The 21,799-nt window shown below is 65.1% G+C and carries 18 protein-coding genes; 9 read left to right on the top strand and 9 right to left on the bottom strand.

What is annotated here, in order from left to right:
* Positions 1 to 13 precede the first annotated feature (13 nt).
* The 4 genes from VGN46_RS07315 (at position 14) to VGN46_RS07300 (ending at position 7,293) form a co-directional block, all read left to right on the top strand.
* Complete coding sequence (locus VGN46_RS07315) at positions 14 to 3,217, top strand: efflux RND transporter permease subunit (RefSeq protein ID WP_331642219.1); 3,204 nt, start codon at positions 14 to 16, stop codon at positions 3,215 to 3,217.
* The gene (locus VGN46_RS07310) at positions 3,207 to 4,379 is read left to right on the top strand and encodes an efflux RND transporter periplasmic adaptor subunit (RefSeq protein WP_331642217.1); all 1,173 of its coding nucleotides are present in this window, start codon (positions 3,207 to 3,209) and stop codon (positions 4,377 to 4,379) included. Before VGN46_RS07315 ends, VGN46_RS07310 begins: the two co-directional genes overlap by 11 nt.
* Positions 4,366 to 5,796 carry an efflux transporter outer membrane subunit gene (locus VGN46_RS07305; protein ID WP_331642215.1) on the top strand — a complete coding sequence of 477 codons (1,431 nt, stop codon included), beginning with the start codon at positions 4,366 to 4,368 and terminating at the stop codon, positions 5,794 to 5,796. The genes VGN46_RS07310 and VGN46_RS07305 overlap by 14 nt, the downstream gene beginning before the upstream one ends.
* Before the next feature lie 99 nt (positions 5,797 to 5,895).
* A complete protein-coding gene (locus VGN46_RS07300) occupies positions 5,896 to 7,293 on the top strand; it encodes a coniferyl aldehyde dehydrogenase (protein ID WP_331642213.1) in 1,398 nt (465 codons plus the stop codon).
* Between the two features lie 90 nt (positions 7,294 to 7,383).
* Here the strand turns inward: VGN46_RS07300 and VGN46_RS07295 are convergent, their stop codons facing one another.
* The 4 genes from VGN46_RS07295 to VGN46_RS07280 form a co-directional block, all read right to left on the bottom strand.
* Positions 7,384 to 8,094 (bottom strand): TylF/MycF/NovP-related O-methyltransferase, encoded by a 711-nt coding sequence (locus VGN46_RS07295; RefSeq protein ID WP_331642211.1) that lies wholly within the window; start codon positions 8,092 to 8,094, stop codon positions 7,384 to 7,386.
* A gap of 214 nt (positions 8,095 to 8,308) precedes the next feature.
* Positions 8,309 to 9,265, bottom strand: coding sequence for a transaldolase (tal, locus tag VGN46_RS07290; protein WP_331642209.1), 957 nt, complete (start codon positions 9,263 to 9,265; stop codon positions 8,309 to 8,311).
* Positions 9,266 to 9,353: 88 nt separating this feature from the next.
* Positions 9,354 to 11,528 (bottom strand): primosomal protein N', encoded by a 2,175-nt coding sequence (locus VGN46_RS07285; RefSeq protein WP_331642207.1) that lies wholly within the window; start codon positions 11,526 to 11,528, stop codon positions 9,354 to 9,356.
* Positions 11,529 to 11,898: 370 nt separating this feature from the next.
* Positions 11,899 to 13,062: a DUF3667 domain-containing protein gene (locus tag VGN46_RS07280; RefSeq protein ID WP_331642205.1), complete on the bottom strand. Its 1,164-nt coding sequence runs from the start codon at positions 13,060 to 13,062 to the stop codon at positions 11,899 to 11,901.
* 91 nt (positions 13,063 to 13,153) lie between these two features.
* On the opposite strand from VGN46_RS07280, the gene VGN46_RS07275 reads away from it, so the two are divergent.
* Together VGN46_RS07275 and sppA are read left to right on the top strand one after the other, a co-directional pair.
* Positions 13,154 to 14,539 (top strand): MATE family efflux transporter, encoded by a 1,386-nt coding sequence (locus VGN46_RS07275; protein WP_331642203.1) that lies wholly within the window; start codon positions 13,154 to 13,156, stop codon positions 14,537 to 14,539.
* A gap of 52 nt (positions 14,540 to 14,591) precedes the next feature.
* Positions 14,592 to 16,517: a signal peptide peptidase SppA gene (gene sppA / locus VGN46_RS07270; protein WP_331642201.1), complete on the top strand. Its 1,926-nt coding sequence runs from the start codon at positions 14,592 to 14,594 to the stop codon at positions 16,515 to 16,517.
* Positions 16,518 to 16,523: 6 nt separating this feature from the next.
* Here sppA and VGN46_RS07265 read toward each other — a convergent pair whose 3' ends face one another.
* Positions 16,524 to 16,739, bottom strand: a complete 216-nt coding sequence (locus tag VGN46_RS07265) for a hypothetical protein (RefSeq protein WP_331642199.1) — start codon at positions 16,737 to 16,739, stop codon at positions 16,524 to 16,526.
* A 150-nt stretch (positions 16,740 to 16,889) separates the two neighbouring features.
* Here VGN46_RS07265 and VGN46_RS07260 point away from each other — a divergent pair, with 150 nt between their 5' ends.
* A complete protein-coding gene (locus VGN46_RS07260) occupies positions 16,890 to 17,672 on the top strand; it encodes an SDR family oxidoreductase (RefSeq protein WP_331642197.1) in 783 nt (260 codons plus the stop codon).
* Here the strand turns inward: VGN46_RS07260 and VGN46_RS07255 are convergent, their stop codons facing one another.
* Complete coding sequence (locus VGN46_RS07255; protein WP_331642195.1) at positions 17,673 to 18,311, bottom strand: DUF4124 domain-containing protein; 639 nt, start codon at positions 18,309 to 18,311, stop codon at positions 17,673 to 17,675.
* Positions 18,312 to 18,313: 2 nt separating this feature from the next.
* On the bottom strand, positions 18,314 to 19,258 hold the full coding sequence (locus VGN46_RS07250) for a DegV family protein (protein ID WP_331642352.1): 945 nt from the start codon (positions 19,256 to 19,258) through the stop codon (positions 18,314 to 18,316).
* 200 nt (positions 19,259 to 19,458) lie between these two features.
* Here VGN46_RS07250 and VGN46_RS07245 point away from each other — a divergent pair, with 200 nt between their 5' ends.
* On the top strand, positions 19,459 to 20,244 hold the full coding sequence (locus VGN46_RS07245; RefSeq protein WP_331642193.1) for an AMP nucleosidase: 786 nt from the start codon (positions 19,459 to 19,461) through the stop codon (positions 20,242 to 20,244).
* A gap of 3 nt (positions 20,245 to 20,247) precedes the next feature.
* Here the strand turns inward: VGN46_RS07245 and VGN46_RS07240 are convergent, their stop codons facing one another.
* Together VGN46_RS07240 and VGN46_RS07235 are read right to left on the bottom strand one after the other, a co-directional pair.
* Positions 20,248 to 20,646, bottom strand: coding sequence for a hypothetical protein (locus VGN46_RS07240; protein ID WP_331642191.1), 399 nt, complete (start codon positions 20,644 to 20,646; stop codon positions 20,248 to 20,250).
* Positions 20,643 to 21,212, bottom strand: coding sequence for an RNA polymerase sigma factor (locus VGN46_RS07235; RefSeq protein WP_331642189.1), 570 nt, complete (start codon positions 21,210 to 21,212; stop codon positions 20,643 to 20,645). The genes VGN46_RS07240 and VGN46_RS07235 overlap by 4 nt, the downstream gene beginning before the upstream one ends.
* 120 nt (positions 21,213 to 21,332) lie before the next feature.
* Between VGN46_RS07235 and VGN46_RS07230 the strand changes: the two genes are divergently transcribed.
* The gene (locus tag VGN46_RS07230; protein ID WP_331642187.1) at positions 21,333 to 21,689 is read left to right on the top strand and encodes a DUF6249 domain-containing protein; all 357 of its coding nucleotides are present in this window, start codon (positions 21,333 to 21,335) and stop codon (positions 21,687 to 21,689) included.
* Positions 21,690 to 21,799: the final 110 nt, after the last annotated feature.

Below are 21,799 nucleotides of genomic sequence, written 5' to 3'. Positions count from 1 at the left end.
AATCGTCCCCCTCATGATTGGCATCGTTCGGGTCGCCCTCACGCGGCCCTATACCTTCGTCGTCCTCGCCCTGCTGATCCTCATCGTGGGTCCGCTCTCGGCCATGCGTACGCCGACGGATATCTTCCCCGACATCAAGATCCCCGTGATCGCGGTGGTGTGGCAGTACACCGGCCTGCCGCCCGACCAGATGGTGGGTCGCGTGTCGTCGCCGTTCGAGCGCGTGTTAACCACGACCGTGAATGACGTGGAGCACATCGAGGCGAACTCGATCAACGGCTTCGGCATCGTGAAGATCTTCTTCCAGCCGACCGTCGATATCCGCACCGCGAACGCGCAGGTCACCGCCGTGGCGCAGACGCTGCTGAAGCAGTTGCCAGCGGGTACGACGCCGCCGTTGATTCTCAACTACAACGCATCGACGGTGCCGATCATCCAGTTGGCGCTGTCCGGCGATGGCCTCACCGAACAGAACCTGGCCGATCTCGGCCTCAACGCGATCCGCCCGCAGCTGACCTCGGTGGCCGGCGCGGCGATCCCGTTCCCGTTCGGTGGCAAGACGCGCCAGGTTCAGATTGATATCGACCCCGCTGCGCTCCAGGCGCGCGGTCTCTCGGCCCAGGATGTGGCGAACGCGCTCGCCGCGCAGAACCTGATCACCCCGGTGGGTACGCAGAAGATCGGTGATTACGAGTACACGCTGCAGCTCAACAACTCGCCCTCGGTGGTCGACGAGCTTGGCGCCCTTCCGGTGAAAGTCGTCAACGGCGCCACCGTGTTCATCCGCGATGTGGCCCATGTGCGCGATGGCTCGCCGCCGCAGACCAATATCGTGCACGTCGACGGCAACCGTTCGGTGCTGATGACGGTGTTGAAGAACGGCTCGGCCTCGACCCTGGCGATCATCCAGGGCATCAAGGACCGGGTGGCGTCGATGAAAGACTCGCTGCCGGACAACCTGAAGATCAGCCCGATCGGCGACCAGTCGCTGTTCGTCAGCGGCGCGATCGCGGGTGTGGCCCGCGAAGGTGTCATTGCCGCCGCGCTCACCAGCTTGATGATCCTGCTGTTCCTTGGTAGCTGGCGCTCGACGGTTATCATCGCGACCTCGATCCCGCTCGCCATCCTCGGCGCGATCGCGATGCTTTCGGCATTCGGCGAAACGCTGAACATCATGACGCTGGGTGGACTCGCGCTCGCGGTAGGCATCCTGGTCGATGACGCCACGGTGACCATCGAGAACATCAACTGGCATCTCGAACACGGCAAGGACGTGGAGACCGCTATCCTCGACGGCGCCGCACAGATCGTGACGCCCGCCTTCGTCTCGCTGCTCTGCATCTGCATCGTGTTCGTGCCGATGTTCTTCCTGGATGGCGTCGCGCGTTTCCTGTTCGTGCCGATGGCCGAGTCGGTGATGTTCGCGATGATCTGCTCGTTCATCCTGTCGCGTACGCTTGTGCCGACGATGGCGAAGTACCTGCTGCATCCGCATTCGATCGACGATCCGCATGGCGAGCATGGCAAGGTCTCGCGCAACCCGCTGGTACGTTTCCAGCGTGGCTTCGAGAAGCGCTTCGAGGCTTTGCGCCAGGGCTACCACGGCCTGCTCGAGCTCGCCCTGCGCAACGGCAAGCCGTTCGTCATCGGCTTCATGGCCTTCGTGATCCTCTCGTTTGCGTTGGTGCCGATGCTTGGCCGGAACTTCTTTCCCTCCGTGGATTCGGGCCAGATCCTGATGCACGTCCGTGCACCCGCCGGCACGCGCGTGGAAGAGACCGCCAACCTGTTCGCCGCCGTGACGAAGGAAGTGCGTAAGGTCATCCCGGCCGAAGAGCTCGGTACCGTGGTGGACAACATGGGCCTGTCGTCGTCGGGCATCAATAACACCTACAACAACACGGGTACCGTGAGCTCAGCCGATGGCGACCTGCAGATTTCACTGAAGGAAGATCACAGGCCGACGGCGGAGTACGTGCGTAAGCTGCGCGAAACGCTGCCCCGGCTGTTCCCGACCGCGACGTTCTCGTTCCCGCCCGCGGATATCATCAGTCAGATCCTGAACTTCGGTTCGCCTGCGCCGATCGATCTGCAGATTCGTGGCCCCAACGTGGCGGCGAACTACAAGTACGCCAGCACCCTGCTGCGCGAGATCCGCCGCGTGCCCGGCGTCGTGGATGCGCGCATCCAGCAATCGCAGTCCAGCCCCACGTTCAACGTGGATGTCGATCGCAGCCGTGCGCAACAAGTCGGTATCACCGAGCGCGATGTCACCAACAGCCTTGGCGTTAACCTGGCGGGTTCCAGCCAGATCGCGCCGACCTTCTGGCTCAATCCACAGAACGGCGTGTCGTATCCGATCGTGATGCAGACCCCGCAATATGCGATCGATACCTTGCCGGATCTTGCCAACGTGCCGATCAGCCCGAGTAGCGGCACGGCCGGCTCGCAGATCCTCGGTGGCCTGGCCTCGTTCACGCGCTCGACCAGCAGCACCGTGGTCAGCCAGTACAACATCAATTCGATGGTGCAGATCTTCGCCACCACGCAGGATCGCGACCTGGGTGGCGTGGCCGCCGATATCCAGCAGATCCTCGATGCCCACAAAAAGGAGCTGCCGAAGGCATCGAGCACGGCGCTGCTCGGCCAGGTGCAGACGATGAACAGCGCCTTCACCGGCCTGATCCTCGGCCTGCTCGGCGCGATCGTTCTGATTTACCTGCTGATTGTTGTGAACTTCCAGTCGTGGGCCGATCCGTTCGTGATCGTGACCGCGCTGCCTGCGGCCATTGCCGGCATCATCTGGATCCTGTTCGCGACGCATACGACACTGTCGGTGCCCGCGCTGACCGGCGCCATCATGTGCATGGGTGTCGCGACCGCCAACTCCATCCTGGTGGTGAGCTTCTGCCGCGAACGTCTCGCCGACACCGGGGATGCTTTCCTCGCCGCTTCGGAAGGTGGTTTCGTCCGCTTCCGCCCGGTGCTGATGACCGCCCTGGCCATGATCATCGGCATGCTGCCGATGGCCCTGGGCATGGGCGAGGGCGGCGAGCAGAACGCACCGCTGGGCCGTGCCGTGATCGGCGGCCTCATTTTCGCAACGACCGCCACGCTGCTGTTCGTACCCGTGGTCTTCAACATCATCCATGGCCGTCGTGGCCACGCCTCGAAAATCCCGGCGAACGCTTCCGGAGAGCCCATCCATGTCGCCTGATACCCTCCATACCCCCGCCCCGCGTCGCCTCCGCCTGGCCGGTGTCATCGCCGCCATCGTGGTGCTCGCCATCGTCGTCGCCGGTGTCGCCACGCGCGCCAACGATTCGCACAAGCTGCGCGAGTGGACCGACCAGCAGGCCACGCCGTCGGTTTCCCTGGTCACGCCCGAGGGCAGCCAGGGCGGTGGTGACCTGAACCTGCCAGGTCGCCTGCAGGCGTATGCACGTGCCCCGATTTACGCCCGTACCAGCGGCTACCTGAAGTCGTGGAAGTACGACATCGGCCAGAAGGTAAAGGCGGGCGACGTGCTCGGCGAACTCGAGACGCCCGACCTCGACCAGCAGTTGTTGCAGGCGAAGGCCGACCTCGCCAGCGCCCGCGCGAACGAAGCGCTGGCCCAGACGACGGCGAAGCGCTGGCAGTCCATGCGCGATTCCGACTCGGTGTCCAAGCAGGAAGTCGACGAGAAGACTGGCGACTACGATGCCAAGCATGCGCTCGCCGCGGCGGCGCAAGCCAACCTGGAGCGCATTCAGGCGACCAAGGGCTTCGCGAAGCTCGTCGCACCGTTCGACGGCGTGGTTACGGCGCGCGAGACTGACGTCGGCGCACTGATCAATGCCGGCGGTGGTGGCCAGGAACTGTTTGTCGTCTCCGATACGCACAAGCTGCGCATGTATGTGAACGTCCCGCAGAACTATGCGCCGTCGATCAAGCAGGGCGCGACGGTGAAGCTCAGCGTGCCGGAATACCCGGGCCAGACCTTCGAAGGCAAGGTGGAATCCAGCTCGTCCGCGATCAATGCAGCGAGCGGCACCACCCTGGTCCAGGTTTCGGTCGATAACAACGATGGAAAGTTGCTGCCGGGTGGTTATGCCAGCGTGACGTTCGATCTCCCGACCAATACCGCACTATTCCGCGTACCTGCCAGTGCCCTGGTCTATGACGGCAGCGGTCTGCGCGTGGCGATCGTCGATACGCAGAACAAGGTCACCTTCAAGGACGTGGTCATCGCGCAGGACTTCGGCAAGACGGTGCAGCTGGCCTCGGGCATCGCCGCAGGCGATCGCCTGATCGAGAGCCCGCCCGATGGCCTCGCCGATGGCGATACCGTGCGTGTGATCCCGGCGAAGAAGGACGGTGGCAATGGCAAGGCTTGAACCCTTGCGCGTACTGTCGGGCCTCGTGCTCTCGGCGGGCCTCGCGGCGTGCTCGATGGCGCCGACGTACAAGGCGCCCGACGTACCCGTTGCCGCGCAGTTCGCGAACACCGATTCACCGTGGGTTGAAGCGAAGCCCGCCGATCATCTCGATCGTGCCAGCTGGTGGTCGCTGTACGGCGATACGCGCCTCGATGGCCTGCAGGGCCAACTGCTGAAAAATAACGCCACGCTGGCCGCGGCGTATGCGCACTACCAGCAGGCAGAAGCCTTTACCAAGCAGGCTCGCGCCGGGCTGTTCCCGACGTTCGGCCTCAACGCTAATGCCACGCGCAACCGCGAATCGGATACACGGCCGCTGCGTGGTGCGACGTCGCCGGCTTTGTATAACTCATACACCATCGGCGGGCAGCTCGATTACGAGGTGGATCTGTGGGGTCGCGTACGCGATACGGTGGCGGCGGGCACCGCCGAAGAGGCGGCTTCCGCAGCAGACCTCGCGGGGGCGCAGCTCAGCCTGCAGGCGCAGCTTGCCGATAGCTACCTGCAGCTGAATGGCCAGGATCGCCAGATCAAGGTGCTGACGGAAAGCATCGACGCTTTCTCGAAGGCATTGCAGCTCACCCAGTCGCGTCACGAGGGCGGCATCGCCTCGGGGCTGGACGTCGCGCGTGCGCAGACCCAGCTCTCCAGCGCGAAATCGCAGCTGACCCAGGCACAGGCTCAGCGTGCGGTCGTATTGCATGCGATTGCAGTGTTGGTCGGTGACAGTGCATCGACGTTTGCGCTCGAGACGAAGGACGCTGCGGTGAAGGTGCCGACCATCCCGCTCGAGGTGCCCTCGGCGCTGCTGCAGCGTCGCCCAGACGTCGCGGCTGCGGAACGCCGCACCGCCGCCGCCAACGCCCGCGTCGGCGTGGCCCGCTCGGCCTTCTTCCCGCAAGTGACGCTGGACGGGCAGGGCGGCTGGCAGAGCAGCACTTGGGGCAGCATCGCCACCGCGCCGAATCGCTTCTGGGCAATTGGCCCTACGGTACTGCTGAACGTATTCGATGGCGGCCGTCGAAAGGCCGCCGTGGAATCGGCCAAGGCCGCCACGGACGAAGCGGGTGCGAAGTACCGCGACGTGGTGCTGAATGCGTTCGCCCAGGTCGAAGACAACCTGACCCTGCTGCGTGACCTCGGCACGGCGCTGACCGATCAGCGCGCCGCCGCCGACGCGGCCCAGCGCTCGGTGGATCTCTCGCTTAACCGCTACCGCGAGGGCGCCGTAGGCTACCTCGACGTGGTACAGGCGCAGACCGCCGAGCTCGACGCGCGCCGCAGCGTGATCGACCTCGAGACCCGCCAGCTCCGCGCCAGCGTAGCCCTCATCCGCGCGCTAGGCGGCGGCTGGCAGGCGCCCTCGGTCTCTTGATGTCCCTTGTAGGAGCGCGGTTGCGCGCGGTGGGCTTTACGCGAGCACCCATCGCGCGCAAGCGCGCTCCTACAGGGTTGTCGCCGTTATGATCGGGGCATGGAAACGACCCTTGCCCAGCAGCACGCCGCCCACCGCCGCGACGGTACCCCGCCGGCCGGTATCCGCATCGATCGCCTGGATCGTGCCATTGGCGCGCTGGTCGACCATGCCAGCGACATCGCCGATGCACTGAGCGACGACTTCGGCCACCGCTCACGCCAGGGTTCCCTGGTCAGTGATGTGGCCGCCTCGATCGAACCGCTGAAGCACGCGAAGCACCACGTGCGGGCGTGGATGCGGCGCGACTATCGTGGCGTCTCACCCGCACCCCTCGCCCTCCTCGGCGCACGCGCATGGGTGGATTACCAACCCAAGGGCGTCGTCGGTGTCATTGCACCGTGGAATTTTCCATTCAACCTCACCTTCGCACCGCTCGCGGGCATCCTTGCCGCGGGGAACCGCGCGATGATCAAGCCTTCCGAATTCACGCCGACGTCGTCAGCATTGATGCAGGCGATGGTCGCCAAGGCATTCGACGCGAGCGAGGTCGCCGTCGTCACGGGTGACCAGGGCGTCGGTGAAGCATTCGCTGCGTTGCCGTTCGACCACCTTCTGTTCACCGGCGCGACCTCGGTGGCAAGGCATGTGATGCGCGCGGCGGCGGAGAACCTGGTTCCTATCACGCTGGAGCTCGGTGGCAAGTCACCCGCGATCATCGGCCGGGATGCAGATCTCGATCTCGCGGCACGGCGCCTGTTGTTCGGCAAGACGCTCAATGCCGGGCAAATCTGCGTGGCGCCTGACTATGCCCTGGTGCCGAAGGCGTCGGTCGATGCGTTCGCCGAGGCCCTGGCGCGCAACGTGGCACGCATGTTTCCGACGCTTCGCGGCAACCCGGACTACACATCGATCATCAACGACAGGCACAAGGCTCGCCTGGAAGCACTTCTGGAAGATGCGCGCGCGAAGGGCGCGACGGTTCGTGAACTGAATCCGACGAACGAAAGCCTGGACAGCCGGCGCATGGCGCCGACGCTCGTGCTCAACGCCACGGAGGATATGGCAGTAGTGCGCGAGGAAATCTTCGGACCGATCCTGCCGATGGTTTCCTACGGCCGCCTCGATGATGCGATCGCCTACGTCAATGATCGTCCGCGTCCGCTGAGCCTCTATTACTTCGGGAACGGACGCGCTGACCAGGAACACGTACTCGCCAATATCGTCGCGGGCGGCGTCACGCTCAACGACACCGTCGTCCACCTCACGCAGGATAACCTCCCGTTCGGCGGCATCGGCCCTTCAGGCATGGGGGCATACCACGGCTTCGATGGCTTCCGCACCTTCAGCCACGCGCGCTCGGTTTACCGCCAGTCCCGCTTCGACATCACCGCGATGCTACGCCCGCCCTACGGCAAAGCCATCGAACGCATCCTCTCCTTAAAGATTCGCCGCTAACCCTGTAGGAGCGCGCTTGCGCGCGATCCACGTCGCCGCGAGCACCCATCGCCCCCGAAGAGGGGATAAACGCGCAATCTCAGCGCGCTCCTACATGTGTTTGATGACCATTACCTGGCCCCAGGGCAGTTCCATGACAGTCCAGCCACCCTGGCCGCAGTGCTCAGCGAAACATTGGCGAACGCCGGGGTCGTAGTAATCGTCGCCGATAAGAATGCCGCCGGTGAGCATGCGTGGCAGGAAGTAGTCCAGCGCGGCGTTCGTGCTCGACACGAGATCCATATCGAGATGGACGAAGCTGTACTGTTCGTCCGGTACGCCGATGGTGGACGCGGGGAACCAGCCGGGGTGGAAGTGGACATTTGGGTACGGCGCGAGGATGCGTTCCACGAGGCTCATGCTGCCGTGCACCGTCCCGAAGTAGGTTCGCACCTCAGTCGCTGCCACGTCGGAGGCGTGTTGTTGCGTTTCGAACACATCGAACAGGCGCAGGGGAGCCTGACCTTTCGCTTCACAGATGAGCCGCGCGCTCCCGCCTTTGAACACACCGGCTTCGGCCATGGCGCCGCCCAGGCGCGCCGCCGCCCGCACGGCGATCATGATCTGCAGCGCTGCCGCGTCGGTCAGCAGGATCGCGGTCATCTCCCGCGTTTCGTGGATCGTGCGCAGGCTCGCCTGCCACTCGGGGCCGAGATGCGCCTGCATGGACCCGCGCCGGGCCAGGGCGGAGCGCAGCAAGGCACCGGGCCGGAGCTTGTCCTGCCAGCGTTGTGGCCGGGTGGTGGACGAAATGGTTGCCATGGCGTGGTGCTCCCGTGATCACACGTGCAGATGCCGTGGGTGCCCGGAAGCAAAGCGAAGGTTGTAGGAGCGCGCTGAGATTGCGCGTTTATCCCCTCTTCGGGGGCGATGGGTGCTCGCGGCAAGTCCCATCGCACACCAGCGCGCTCCTACAAAAGGCGGGCAAGAAAAAGGGCCCCGTAGGGCCCTTTGAGAACACGGCGAACGCGTTGGCTTACAGCTTCGCGCCGAGCAGTTCTTCCAGCTTGCGCTGGTCCTTCGCGAAGTTGCGGATGCCTTCGGCGAGCTTGTCGGTGGCCATCGCGTCTTCGTTGTTGGCGAAGCGGAACTGCGCTTCGGTCAAGCCCTTCGCCGGCGGCTCGGCCTTCTTGCCGTTGTCCTTCAGCGCAGCCGGCAGGGCGGCATCGGTTTCATCGAGCTGCTTGAGCAGGTCCGGCGAGATGGTGAGACGGTCGCAACCGGCAAGGGCCTGGATCTGGCCGATGTTGCGGAAGCTGGCACCCATCACGATCGTCTTGTAGCCGTGGGTCTTGTAGTAATCGTAAATGGTGCGCACCGACTGCACGCCCGGATCTTCTTCCGGCGTATAGGTCTTCTTATCGGTATTCTTGACGTACCAGTCGAAGATACGGCCGACGAACGGCGAGATCAGGAACGCACCGGCTTCAGCGCAGGCCTGGGCCTGGGCGAAGCTGAAGAGCAGGGTCATGTTGCAGTTGATGCCTTCCTTCTGCAGCTTCTCGGCGGCCTTGATGCCTTCCCAGGTGGAAGCCAGCTTGATCAGCACGCGCTTCGTGTCGACGCCCACGTCCTTGTAGAGCGAGAGCAGGCGCTTGGCCTTGGCGATCGAGGCTTCTTCATCGAACGACAGGCGGGCATCGACTTCAGTCGAGACGAACCCTGGAACGATCTTCAGGATTTCGCGGCCGACGAGCACGGCCAGGCGGTCGCCCGCATCGATCAGCTGCTGGGAGCGGTCGTTGCTCTGGGCCTTGGCCCACTGCACGGCCTCGTCGATGTACGGGGCGTACTCGGGAATGCTGGCCGCCTTCAGCAGCAGGGAAGGATTGGTGGTCGCATCTTCCGGCTTGAAGGTCTTCATGGCCGACATATCGCCCGTATCGGCGACGACCTTGGTCAGCTTGCGCAGTTGTTCGAGTTGGCTGGTCACGTTTGCAGCTTCCGTTACCTGTGGGGAAAAGAATTGTCGCGCCATGGCGGCAGCGGGGATAGGCATCCGATGGTATCGGTCACCTTGTTCAATATAGGTCGATAGGGTCCACATCAAGGGACCAGCGCACCTTGCGGGCCGATGCCAAGCCCATCAGCGCATGCTGCCAGGGCCGCAGGAACGCGTGGAGCCGTGCCCGCGTCGAGGCCTCGACCAGGAGCTGCCCACGATAGCGACCGGCGCGTAGGGGCATGGGTGCGGGCATGGGGCCAGACAGGCGCAGGTCGCCGGGTGCGCCAATGGCAAGGTGCGCCTCGTGGAGGAAGGCATCCACTTCGGCACGGCCGTGGGCATCCGCGCGCAGCAGCACCTGGTGCGAAAACGGCGGGAGCTCAAGCAGGCGGCGCTCGGCCAGCAATTCGGCCGCGACGGTCGCGTAACCACCGCGCAGCAGCCCATGCAGCATGCGGTGGTCCGGGTGGTGGGTCTGCAACAGCACGCTGCCGGCGCGCGCGGCGCGACCCGCGCGGCCGGCGACCTGCACGACCAACTGCGCCAGGCGCTCGCTCGCGCGGAAATCGACGCTGTGCAGACCTTCGTCCACGCCGACGATGGCGACGAGGGTCAGGTTAGGCAGGTCGTGGCCCTTGGCGAGCATCTGGGTGCCCACCAGGATCGCTGGCTTATCTTCACGCAGGCCGTCCAGGATCTCGCCGAAGGCCTCGCGCCGTCGCGTGGTTTCACGGTCGATGCGCACGACCGGCACGTCGGGGAAGCGTTCGGCCAGCGCCTCTTCCAGGCGCTCCGTGCCCTGGCCTTGCGGGCTGAGATTGGCGGACCCGCAGGCCGGACAGGTCGCGGGCTGTGCCTCGGTGTTGTCGCAGTGGTGGCAGATGAGCCGGCGGCGGCCAGCGTGCAGGGTCATGGGCCGCTCGCAACGTGGGCAATCCGCGTGCCAACCACAGTCGTAACAGAGCAGCACCGGCGCGTAGCCACGGCGATTGCGGAACACGAGCGCCTGCTCACCGCGACCCACGCACGCGGCCACGGCGTTCACCAGGGTCGGTGAGAGGCCGTGGTCAAGGCGTTGCGCGCGCATGTCGACGATCTGGACCCGGGTCGGCTGCGACGCCCCGGGGCGCCCCCGCAGCACCAGGCGCTTGTAGCGACCGGCGTCCACGTTGGCCAGGCTCTCCAGCGAGGGCGTGGCTGAGCCCAGTACCACGGGCACGCCATGCGCACGCGCGCGGACCAGCGCGAGGTCGCGGGCGTGGTAGCGGAAACCTTCCTGCTGTTTATAAGAAGGGTCGTGCTCTTCGTCCACGATGATCAGGCCCGCGTTGGGCAGGGGGGTGAACACCGCCGAACGGGTCCCGATGATCACCTTCGCGCTGCCATCGCGGGCACGCAGCCACGCCCGGGCGCGGTCGCCTTCGGCCAGGTTGGAGTGGAGCACCTCGATCGCGATACCCAGCCGCTCGCGCAGACGGCGGACTGTCTGTGGCGCGAGCCCGATCTCGGGGACTAGCAACAAGGTTTGCCGGCCAGCGGCGAGCGCCTTTTCAATCAGGGCGAGATAGACCTCGGTTTTGCCGCTGCCGGTGACGCCATCCAGCAGGTAGGGCTGGAACGTACCCATGCCTTCGGCCATGGCGGCGACGGCGGCGGCTTGTTCTTCGCTGAGCGCTGGGCCGGGGGCCGGCGAAGCCGGGAGGGTGCCTTCCTTCAGCTCCAGCTTCTCGACGAGCCCCGCTTCAATCAGGCGGCGCGCCGCGGCGCGCCAGTCGGGCAGGGCGAAGCCCAGCTCATCGGCGGCGCGCGGCCCGTCATGCAGCGCCTCCAGCAGGGCGGCGGAACCGCCTTTGCGGCTACGCGCGTCGCGAGCCGAGCGACCTTGCAGGGTCAGCGCCCAGACTTCGCGGCCGGTCGGTGGCAGCGGCTTTGGCTCACGCAGCGCCAGCGGCAGGGCATTCGTGACGGCTTCGCCGGGTGCACCTGCCCAATAGTCGGCGGCCCAGGCCAGGGTCGCCAGCAGTTCGGCATCGAGCAAGGGCGCGTCATCCAGCACCTCGCTCGCGCGCTTCAGGCGTTTCGCCCCGACCGCCGCCTCGGCTGCCGGGTCGACGACGATGCCTACCATTTCACCCCGGCCAAACGGCACGCGCACGCGTGAGCCCGCCGTGGCGACCCCCGCCAGGGGTGGCAGGTAGTCGAACAGGGTGAGCAGGGGAACGGGTAGGGCGACGCGAATAACGGCTGACATGCGAGGCCTAGTTTAACGGGGTCCACCGATTTCGCTGGTCAATGATTAACCAGTGTGGCGAGGACTTGAAAGGGAATGACGTCCCCCAGAAGAGGAATCTGGGCTAAGTGCCCGTGCTTCAGAGGCTTTCCGGGTTATCCACAAGTCCTGTGGATAAGTCTGTGGATGAGCTTCGGATGGCGGGCCTTCAGCGGCTTGGTGGGGCCCTGCCGGTCATCTTGAACACATTTTAACCAAGCTGAAATATAGCGTGAAATCAGTAAGTTAAAAATGAGACACCGAGTCGCTTCACCGGACGTCCGCAAAACCTTGACAAAGGCGAAGCGACCTCGCGGCCTGTGCACAACCGCTTGCTACTTAGGAAAAAATCCTAGTGGGAAATGCCGATGATGACGGCAGCGGTGAGGGCGAAGATCAGAAGCCAGAAATAGACCATGCCTATCAATCCATACTTAAGGATAGTCATTCCCCATCCCTGTCTGTAGATGCGCTTTTGCATCAGTAAGAGATAGATCGGCATCCACAACAGCATGGCGAAGGTGACCAGGCCGATCACGCTGCCTGCTATGGGGACATGCCCGGCGACCGCGGTTTTCGCGAAGCCAAGCAGGGTGAGAATCATCAAGGCGAAGAACAGGAAGGCGTGGCTATGCAGGGCCACGATCAGGTGCTCGACGTAGAGCCGCCGCCGGAACAGATAGAAGAGCTTCAGCAGCAGGGCGAACACCGGCAGCATGATGAACATGGTCTGGGGCAGGACGCCGAAGATGCCTTCCACGATCCGGTGGATCGCCTCCGACTGCTGCGGTCCCGGGTTGATCGCCAGCGCTACATTGCTCTGGAGACGCGCAAGGCCGGCGTTGAGGCGGGCGTTGACCGCATCGGGCGCCCAGCGGAGGTGGAATTGAAACTCCCCCGAACTGTCGCCCAACACGGTGAACCGGGAGGGTTTTACATCGTCCTCGCCGCCACTGCCTGGTGGCAGGATGGAAGGGGCCTTGAGCTCGGCCAGGCGCTTGTTGGCGGCACTGAGGACCATGCCTTGCACCGTTCCCAAGCCCGTCTTGACCACGTCCGGGGTGGCGAGGTCGGACTGGGTGGCAATCAGCGTGCGCATCTCCTTCCGGTAGAGCTCATGCACGTCATCGGCGGTCGCCGCCTCGGCGAACTGGCCGAACGTATCGCGCTCGCCGTTCTCGCTCGCACCCATCTTGATGCCGTTGATCGCCAGGTGCATGAAAAAGAAGCACAGCAGGCAGAACACGAACATCAGCCGGAACGGCGCGATATAGCGCACCCGGCGGCCCGAGAAGTATTCCAGGGTAAGGAAGCCGGGCTTCGTATACAGCGGCGGTACGGTATGGACGATGCGCTCGTCCATATGGAAGAAGATGTCGCCGGCATCCTCGAGCATGTGCGACACAGGCTTGAGCACGCTGTGGATCGACTGGCCACATTCATGGCAGAACTCGCCCTGGAGCGGCGCTTCGCAATTCGCGCACAGCAATGCCGGCGACGGCTTGAGTTCGTTCATCCGCTCACTTCCCCGTATTTGTCCCCTTCTGGGTGCGGATGATGGCATGGGCCCGGTTACAATGGGCGGCCCCTTGGTCCCGATTCCCCCCATGCCCATCGACCGCGCCCGCGCGCGACGCGAGATCGGCGCCACCACCCGGTTGGCCCTGCCGATCATCGCCGCGCAACTTTCTTCCGTTGGCCCCAATGTGGTCGACGCGGTGCTGGCCGGCCACCAGGGCGCGCATACGCAGGCGTCGGTGGTCACGGGCGTGAACATCTGGGTGCTGGCGATCGTCGCTGGTATCGGCACCATGATGGCCGTACCGCCCACCGTCGCCCAACTGGATGGCGCGAACCGGCGCGGCGAGATCGGCCCCGTATTCCACCAGGCGCTCTACATCGCGCTGGTGCTCGGCCTGGTGCTTGGCGTGGCCGTTTGGCACGCCTCACCGCTCATGGGCCTGTTCCATGTCGTGGAATCGATGCGCGCGGATGTCACGGCGTTCCTGCACGCCATCGCCTTCGCGGCGCCCGCACTCACGGTGTATTTCGCCTTGCGCGGACTTTCCGACGGCCTCTCGATGCCGCGCCCGTCCATGTATTTCAGTCTCGGCGGCACCGTGGTGCTGGCGCCGCTGGGTTACGTGCTTATGTACGGCAAGCTCGGCCTGCCGGCCATGGGCGCGCGTGGTAGCGGCATCGCCACGGCTACGGTGTTGTGGCTCGAGTTGATTGGCTTTGCCACGTACGTGCTGCTGCACCGCAATTACCGTGATCTCAACCTGCGCCGGCGCATGGCGCCGCCGGACTGGGTGCAGATTCGCCAGTTGCTGCACGTAGGCCTGCCGATGGCGGTCACCCTGCTGATGGAAGCGGGGCTGTTCGTCGCCGTGGCCCTGATGATCGGCCGGCTGGGTGAAACCGTCTCCGCGGCCCACCACGTGGCGCTCAACGTGGCGCAGGTCGCCTTCATGATCCCGCTCGGCGTTTCCATGGCGATCACGGTGCGCGTGGGCAATGCCGCCGGTCGGCGCGATGCCCAGGGGGTGCGCTATGCGGGCCTTTCGGGCTTGCTTCTGGTGCTGGTGACGCAGCTGTTTTCCTCAGGGATCATGGTGCTGTTGCCCGCGTCGATCGCGCGCCTCTACACCAGCGATGCCGCCGTGGTTGCGACCGCCGCGCAGCTGATGCTGCTGGCCGGCGTCTTCCAGTTCGCCGATGGCATTCAGGTCGCGTCCAACGGCGCCTTGCGCGGTCTCAAGGACACCCGGGTGCCGATGGCACTGACCATGTTCGCCTACTGGATCGTCGGCATGCCGGTGGGCTGGTTCCTCGCCTTCGACCGCGGCCTTGGCGCTCGCGGCATGTGGATGGGCCTGGTCGCCGGCCTCAGCGTGGCCGCGGTCCTCCTTTTCGCAAGGTTCTGGCGAACCAGCGGCCGGGCCGCCTGGCCCGAAGACGTCGGCACCGCGCCCGTGCCTTTCCACACGTGATGCCGGCCGGGCAACGCGCTACGCTGCGCGTAACCCGCTAGGAAAGCCTACGATGTCGGATCCGCTGAACACCTCGCCGCCGCCCCTGCCCGGACGCCCGTCGCCCGTGCCGCCGGTGCCCCTGCCCCGTCGCAACGGCTTTGGCCGGTTCCTGCGTGGGTTGGGTCGCGGCCTGAACATCACGCGGCTCGTCGTGCTCAACGTGCTCTTCTTCGGTGTGATCGGCATCTTCTTCCTGCTGGTGTTCATTGGCAGCCGCGCGGACAAGATCGAAGACAAGACCGTCCTGGTGCTGGCGCCCGATGGCGCCCTCGTCGAGCAGTACAGCGCCGACCCGGTCTCGCGCGCGTTCTCGCGCATGTCGGGCGATGGGGTGAAGCAGGTGCAGGTGCGTGACCTCGTCCGTGCGATCGACACCGCGGCGAAGGATGACCGGATCACGCGCATCCTCCTGCGCACCGACAAACTGCAAGCGGGCGGGTTCGCCGCGCTGCGCGAAGTCGGTGGCGCGCTCGATCGCTTCCGTGCTGCCGGCAAGCCGGTGATCGCCTGGGGCGCGAATCTCGAGCAGGGCCAGTACTACCTGGCCGCGCACGCGGACAAGATCTACGTGGATCCTCAGGGCGGCGTGATCGCTACCGGTCTCGCGAATTACCGGCTCTTCTACAAGGATCTGCTCGACAAGATCGGCGTGCAGGTGCACCTGTTCCGCGTCGGCCAGTTCAAGAGCGCCGCCGAGCCGTTCATCCTCGACCATGCCTCACCCGAATCGAAGGAAGCGGATGCCTATTGGCTGGGTGGTCTGTGGACCACCTGGATCGATGAGGTCGCGAAGCTGCGCCATATTGATGCCGCCGAACTTCGCGCGGATATCGATGGCCTCGCCGAGCGTGTACGTGATGCCAAGGGCAGCCTCGCGCAGCTGGCGGTGGACGAAAAGCTCGCCGATGGCATCGCGACGGACCAGGACCTCGTCCGCATGCTGCGCAAGGATGGTGTGCCGGCTGGCCGCAAGGACATCGGTTTCCGCAACGTGGACCTGGGCACCTACCTGTCCGACCGCGGCCTCAACACCGTCGACATGCTGCAAACCTCACCCGGGGTCGCTGTAGTGGTGGCCGAAGGCGAGATTACCGGCGGCAAGCAGGCGCAGGGAACGATTGGTGGCGATTCCACGGCGGCGCTGATCCGCAGCGTGCGCCATGATCGGCGCACGCGCGCCCTCGTGCTGCGCGTGAACTCGCCGGGTGGCGAGGTGTACGCCGCCGAGCAGATTCGTCGCGAGGTGGAGCTCACCCGCGAGGCCGGGATCCCGGTGGTCGTTTCGATGGGTGACGTGGCTGCCAGCGGCGGCTACTGGATCTCGATGAACGCCAATCGGATCTATGCCGAGCCGAACACGATCACCGGCTCGATCGGTATCTTCGGCATGTTCTTCACCGTGCCGGATACCCTGGCCAAGCTGGGTGTGAAGAGCGATGGCGTCGGCACGAGCTCGCTGGCAGGTGCGTTCGACATGACGCGCCCGCTCGATCCCAAGGTCGGCATCCTCATCCAGAGCATTATCGACAAGGGCTACCGCGATTTCGTCGGTGGCGTGGCGCGTGCGCGCGGTAAGGATTTCGCTGCCATCGACAACATCGCCCAGGGCCGTGTGTGGACCGGCGAGCAGGCATTGCAGCGCGGGCTGGTCGACCGGCTGGGCAGCCTGGACGATGCGGTGCGCGATGCCGCGCAGCAGGCCGGGCTCGGCAAGGACTACAACGTGCGTTACGCCGAGAAGCCGATGGGCGCGTTTGAACGCTTCCTCACCAGCGTCGGCGACAGCACCGAGGCACGTGTTGTTGTGTCGTGGGGCTATCACTTGCCGTCATGGGTGGCCGAGCTGCCGAAGCTGGCCCCGGAGTTCGCGCTGTTCCGCGGTGCGGAGGCGGGTAAGCCGCATGTTTATGCTTACTGCTTCTGTTCGCCTCGGTAACGCGGCTTACTGCGACTGCGCCTCGACCGCCTTTCGCTGATCCTCAGCCTGCTTATCCACGACCTTCTGCACGTCCTGCGCTTTCTTCTTCTGCGCCTCCATGCTGTCCCAGGGCGTTTCGACACGTGCCTGGGGTGCAGGTGGTGCCTGGTCGGGTTGCGGCGGTTTGGAGCAGGCGGCACAGGTGGCGATCAAGGCCAGCGGCAGGGCTAGGCGGATCATGCGTCGGTCCTTATGAGGTAGGGCGCGAGTCTCCCGCCACGCGGGCGTCAACGCAATCGGGCGTCGTAGAAACCGTCGACCTGCGCCCAGCGGGGTCGTGGCATCCATGCCCCCAGCATACGGTAGGATCGCGGCATGGAGGACTATCAGATGCATCCACGACTGGCCGCCTGGCGGCTCGATGGCCGTACGGCCCTGGTCACCGGCGCGAGCAAGGGTATCGGTTTTGCCTGTGCCCGCGAACTCGCCATCCTCGGCGCCGATGTGCTGATGGTCGCGCGCGACCAGGATGCACTCGACGAAGCCGCACAAGAGCTCGCCGATGAATGCCCCGAGGTTGATATCCTCGCCATGGCTGCCGACCTGACCGATCACGAAGACCGCCTTGCCGTCTTCGACTGGGTCAACGACATGGAGATCGAGCTGTCGATCCTCGTGAATAACGTCGGCGGCAACATCGTCAAATCCACGCTTGCGTATACGGAAGACGACTACCGCAGCATCTTCGAACTCAATGTATTTTCCACCTACGAGATGTGCCGGCTAGCGCATCCGCATCTCGTGGAACACACGAATGCCGCTATCGTCAACATCGGTTCGGTCTCCGGCATCCAGCACGTACGCACCGGTTCACCGTACGGCATGAGCAAGGCAGCGATTCACCAGCTCACGCGCAACCTCGCCTGCGAATGGGGTGAAGACGGCATCCGCGTCAATGCGGTGGCGCCGTGGTACATCCGCACGCAACGTACCGATCCCGCGTTGGCCGATACGGATTACCTTGATGAAGTGCTGGACCGCACGCCGATGGGTCGTGTTGGTGAGCCGGAAGAAGTCGCTGGTGCGGTGGCGTTCCTGTGCCTGCCTGCTTCCAGCTATATCACCGGGGAAGTGATTGGCGTGGACGGTGGGTTCCTGCGCTACGGGTTCTGACTAACCGCAACCCTGAAGCTGCGCGCGTAACGCCGCATCCTTGGCGTCAAGGGGTGCGCGTTCGCTCTTGAAGGCGTTGCGCATGGCTTTCTGATTGGCGTCGTTGTCATTGCGAAGCGCGGCGCAGGTTTCGGCCGGCGACATGGCGCGGCACTGGTCCTGCACCCAGACGTAGTTGCTGGTCGCCACCGCGGCGGCATTGCCTTTGCCGCGATTGAGTTCGGGAAACGACGAGACGGCGGCATGACGGTTGCCGTACGTGTTGGCCAGGCCATTGTCGACGGCACCGAGCACGCCTAGCGGCGCAGCGTACTGATCCGGGTGACCATTACTGCTGGTGTATGTCTTGCCGTCGGTCGCGCGCACGCAGAGGTAAAGCGTGGGCAACGGCGCAGGTGGCCTTGGTGGTGTTTCATCGGTCACCGTGAGCTGGCCGGGTGCAGGTGTGGGCATGGGTGCCACGCGCCCGTCGGCAGGTGCTGAGTCGGTGAGCTGCAGCACCTCTTGTTGCTGTTGTTTCGCGCAAGGCGTTTGCTGGTAGATCGTCTGGCCGCCGGCCACGCACTTGTACACGGTTTCCGCCCGCACGCCCGCCAGGGGCCATGCGAGCAGTAACGCGGCAACACAACCAGCGCGCATGATCAGAACTCGGCCACGTGTTCTTCGGAAGCAAACCCCAGCGTCATCGCGCCTTCGCCCACGTTGACCATGCCGGTGATGCTCATGGGCGTTTCCAGCATCTCGACGCCCGCATCGCCGCAGTTGCGCACCAGCGACGTGTAGCCGGGCAGGTTGCGCATGTCGTCGAGATCGCCGCCATAGCTCAGCGACAGTGAGGGCACGAGCAGCCCTGCCTGGATGCGCTTCGAGGCGTAGTCGAACAACACCTGTGCGCCGTGTTCGAAGCCGCGCACCTTGCCTACCGGCCCGGTTTCACCGCGGTACCCGCGCAAGATCGGCTTGATATCCAGCGCGGTACCGAGCATGGAGCTTAGGAAGCTGACGCTGCGATCGCCCTTGCTGCGCGCACGTGAGCGCAGGTAGTTCAGGTCGCGCGGCAGCATGTAACCGTACGAGCAATCGGCGATATGCGCCGCACGTTCCCGCACCTCGGCCGGCGACTTGCCGGCCTGGATCATGCGCACGGCCTCGGCCACGGCAGGAGCCGCGCCAGCGAAGATGTTGCGGGTATCGACGACGCGCATGAGGAACGGGCCGGAGATGCCGGCGGCCTCGCGCACGGGCCGGTAATTCTTGAGGATGGCGAAGCTCGCCTTGATCACGTTGTCGTGGATGGGGCTGCGCGTGGCCATGATCGTCAGGCACACCACGCAGTCGTAGTCCTTCACCAGGCGGTCGAGGAAGAGGTTTTGCACATCCTCAACCGTGCTGGCTTCGGTCTCGGCCGAGTGGCTCTTGCTGCCCAGGTTCTGGCTACGGAAACGAAGGATCTCCGAAGGGTCGCGGTCGTCCTTGAACTTCTGGTTATCCACCTTGACGATGATCGGCATCACGGCGATGCCATTACGTTCCACGAAGTCCTGCGGCACGTCGACCGCTGCATCAATTGCCACACCGATCCGCATCGGGTCTTCCCCCATCCAGTCAGGCCCGGCAAGGCCTGGCGGCGTCCCGGGCACCCATTGCGCCCTGCCCACCCCGCAGCGCCGGATGCTACACTTGCGCGAATGAATTTGGCATCTTGCCGGCGTGGCGTCGCCGGTAACCGCGCCGGCCAGGCCCCCTGGGTCCCGCCTTCCGCCGGCGCAATCGCACCGGGCTCCCCATGAAAACCAAGAACGAAATCGTCTCCAACTGGCTGCCGCGCTATACGGGCACGCCGCTGGATGGCTTTGGCAAGCACATCCTGCTGACCAACTTTGGCCACTACGTCGAGCGCTTCGCCGAAGAAAACGGCGTCGAAGTGCGTGGCCGCGACCGGCCCATGCCCAACGCCACGGCCGATGGCATCACCCTGATCAACTTCGGCATGGGCAGCCCTAACGCTGCCACGGTCATGGATCTGCTCAGCGTCATCGAGCCGGAGGCCGCCCTGTTCCTCGGCAAGTGCGGTGGCTTGAAGCGGAAGAACGCCATCGGCGACCTGATCCTGCCGATCGCGGCGATCCGCGGCGAAGGCACCTCCAACGATTACCTGATGCCGGAAGTGCCCGCCCTGCCAGCCTTCCAGCTACAGCGCGCGGTCTCGACCATGATCCGTGACCTCGGCCACGACTACTGGACCGGCACGGTGTACACCACCAATCGCCGGGTCTGGGAGCACGACGAGGCGTTCAAGGAATACCTGCGCAAGACCCGCAGCATGGCGATCGATATGGAAACCGCCACGATCTTCGCGGCCGGCTTCGCCAACCACATCCCGTGCGGCGCGCTGCTGCTGGTCTCCGACCAGCCGATGATCCCCGAGGGCGTGAAGACCGAAGCCAGCGATGCCACGGTCACGGCCAACTTCGTCGAGAAGCACATCAAGGTGGGTGTGGAAGCCCTGAAACTGGTGCGCCGCCACGGCCGCAGCGTGAAGCACCTGCGCTTCGAGAGCGAGAACGAGTAAGCCTCAGCCGCGCGGCCACCTGGCCGGGCGCAGCAGCCAGGCCACGCCTTGCGTGACCGCCGCGCAAGCGGCCAGGCCGAGCAGCCATGGCTGGGCCAGGGCACCCCGTGGGCTCAGCGCCTCCAGTACCCGGGGATCCGCGGCCATGGCCGCCACGCCGCCGCCCAGCATGGCGACGAGTAACCCGGCGATCAGCCAGGTCTCCAGCCGAGCCGGCTGGCGCAAGGCGCGCGCCCGGGCCTGGGCGGTAGCGGCGACCCGTTCGGCGAAATCCGCAGGCAGCGCGGGTTCCATGCCCTGGCGGGCCGCACGTGCCACCGCGGCATACGGGCCATCGCCCCGTTGCTGGGCCTGCCACTCGCCCTCGGCGGCGCGGTCGGTGCGGAAATCGATGTCTTTCATGGTGCTGTGACTCCCATGCGGGGCTCCAGTTCGCCGCGCAGGCGCAGGCGAGCCCGGAACAAATGGCTTTTGATCGTACCCGTGGCCATGCCCGTTACCTGGGCGATCTCGGCGATCGAGAGTTCATCCAGATGGTAAAGCGTGAGCACGGTGCGCTGCACGGGTGGCAGCGCGTCGATAGCAGCGTGGAGCAGGGTATCGACCTGGTCCTGACCCATGCGTTCTTCCAGGTCGGCGCCATCGCCGAGGTTCTCGAGGAAGGCCATGCCGTCCTCGTCCCCGCCCAGGTCCACGATGGCGATGCGCTTCCGTTCCAGGTGGCGCAGGGCCACGTGGTACGCCACCCGGCCGATCCAGGCCCGCAAGGGGCTCTCGTGGCGGAACTGGTGCAGGGTCTGGTGCACGCGCAGGAACACCTCCTGGCATAGCTCGGCCGCATCATCCGGGTGGCGCACCATGCGCTGCACGATATGCCAGCACAGGCCCTGGTAGGTCCGCACCAGGCGCGTGAACGCCCCTGGCGCATTCGCCAGTACGGCATCCACCAGGATCCGGTCCTCATTCATGTCGCGGCATGTTCCATGCGGATAGGAGATACACCGACCGGGCGAACGGTTGCAGTGCAACCGGTCATGGCTTGCCCGTATCCATGATGCCAACACCCACCTCTTAACTGGAGCCCCGCCATGGATGCCGTAGAAGTCCTTGTCCCCATCAGCCTGTTCGTCTCGATCGCCCTGGTGATCAAATGGATCGTCGAAGCCCGCTTCCGCGGGAAGATGATCCAGGCCGGCGTCACCGGCGACCTTCAGCGGCAGTGGTTTGAGGAAGAAGTCAATCAGCGCCGCCACTCGGCCCTCCGCTGGGGCTGCGTCCTGGTCCTCGTCGCCGCCGGCTTCGGCATCATCCAGGCCGCCGGCTGGCAGGAACTGAACCCCGGCGTGGTCGCCATCCTCGCCGCCTGCACCGGCATCGGCAACCTCATCTACTACGCCATCTCCCGCCGCATCCCGACCGCGACGCCCCTGATCCCCCGCACCTAAGCGACGCATGTGTAGGAGCGCGCTTCCGCCGTCGCGTCGTTGCAAAACGAAAAAAAGCCGCCCGAGGGAGCGGGCGGCGATCTGGGGAGTTTTGCAAGGTGGCGCGGCTG

Origin of the sequence: Luteibacter sp. (assembly GCF_036500425.1) — a bacterium.
Classification (GTDB): domain Bacteria; phylum Pseudomonadota; class Gammaproteobacteria; order Xanthomonadales; family Rhodanobacteraceae; genus Luteibacter.
This window is presented reverse-complemented; position numbering and strand designations above follow the sequence as displayed.

Excerpts from the sequence above, each read along its gene's own strand:
- VGN46_RS07315 (WP_331642219.1), top strand. The coding sequence starts at position 14 with ATGATTGGCATCGTTCGGGTCGCCCTCACGCGGCCCTATACCTTCGTC.
- VGN46_RS07310 (WP_331642217.1), top strand. The coding sequence starts at position 3,207 with ATGTCGCCTGATACCCTCCATACCCCCGCCCCGCGTCGCCTCCGCCTG.
- VGN46_RS07305 (WP_331642215.1), top strand. The coding sequence starts at position 4,366 with ATGGCAAGGCTTGAACCCTTGCGCGTACTGTCGGGCCTCGTGCTCTCG.
- VGN46_RS07300 (WP_331642213.1), top strand. The coding sequence starts at position 5,896 with ATGGAAACGACCCTTGCCCAGCAGCACGCCGCCCACCGCCGCGACGGT.
- VGN46_RS07295 (WP_331642211.1), bottom strand. The coding sequence starts at position 8,094 with ATGGCAACCATTTCGTCCACCACCCGGCCACAACGCTGGCAGGACAAG.
- VGN46_RS07285 (WP_331642207.1), bottom strand. The coding sequence starts at position 11,528 with ATGTCAGCCGTTATTCGCGTCGCCCTACCCGTTCCCCTGCTCACCCTG.
- VGN46_RS07280 (WP_331642205.1), bottom strand. The coding sequence starts at position 13,062 with ATGAACGAACTCAAGCCGTCGCCGGCATTGCTGTGCGCGAATTGCGAA.
- VGN46_RS07275 (WP_331642203.1), top strand. The coding sequence starts at position 13,154 with ATGCCCATCGACCGCGCCCGCGCGCGACGCGAGATCGGCGCCACCACC.
- sppA (WP_331642201.1), top strand. The coding sequence starts at position 14,592 with ATGTCGGATCCGCTGAACACCTCGCCGCCGCCCCTGCCCGGACGCCCG.
- VGN46_RS07265 (WP_331642199.1), bottom strand. The coding sequence starts at position 16,739 with ATGATCCGCCTAGCCCTGCCGCTGGCCTTGATCGCCACCTGTGCCGCC.
- VGN46_RS07260 (WP_331642197.1), top strand. The coding sequence starts at position 16,890 with ATGCATCCACGACTGGCCGCCTGGCGGCTCGATGGCCGTACGGCCCTG.
- VGN46_RS07255 (WP_331642195.1), bottom strand. The coding sequence starts at position 18,311 with ATGCGCGCTGGTTGTGTTGCCGCGTTACTGCTCGCATGGCCCCTGGCG.
- VGN46_RS07250 (WP_331642352.1), bottom strand. The coding sequence starts at position 19,258 with ATGCGGATCGGTGTGGCAATTGATGCAGCGGTCGACGTGCCGCAGGAC.
- VGN46_RS07245 (WP_331642193.1), top strand. The coding sequence starts at position 19,459 with ATGAAAACCAAGAACGAAATCGTCTCCAACTGGCTGCCGCGCTATACG.
- VGN46_RS07240 (WP_331642191.1), bottom strand. The coding sequence starts at position 20,646 with ATGAAAGACATCGATTTCCGCACCGACCGCGCCGCCGAGGGCGAGTGG.
- VGN46_RS07235 (WP_331642189.1), bottom strand. The coding sequence starts at position 21,212 with ATGAATGAGGACCGGATCCTGGTGGATGCCGTACTGGCGAATGCGCCA.
- VGN46_RS07230 (WP_331642187.1), top strand. The coding sequence starts at position 21,333 with ATGGATGCCGTAGAAGTCCTTGTCCCCATCAGCCTGTTCGTCTCGATC.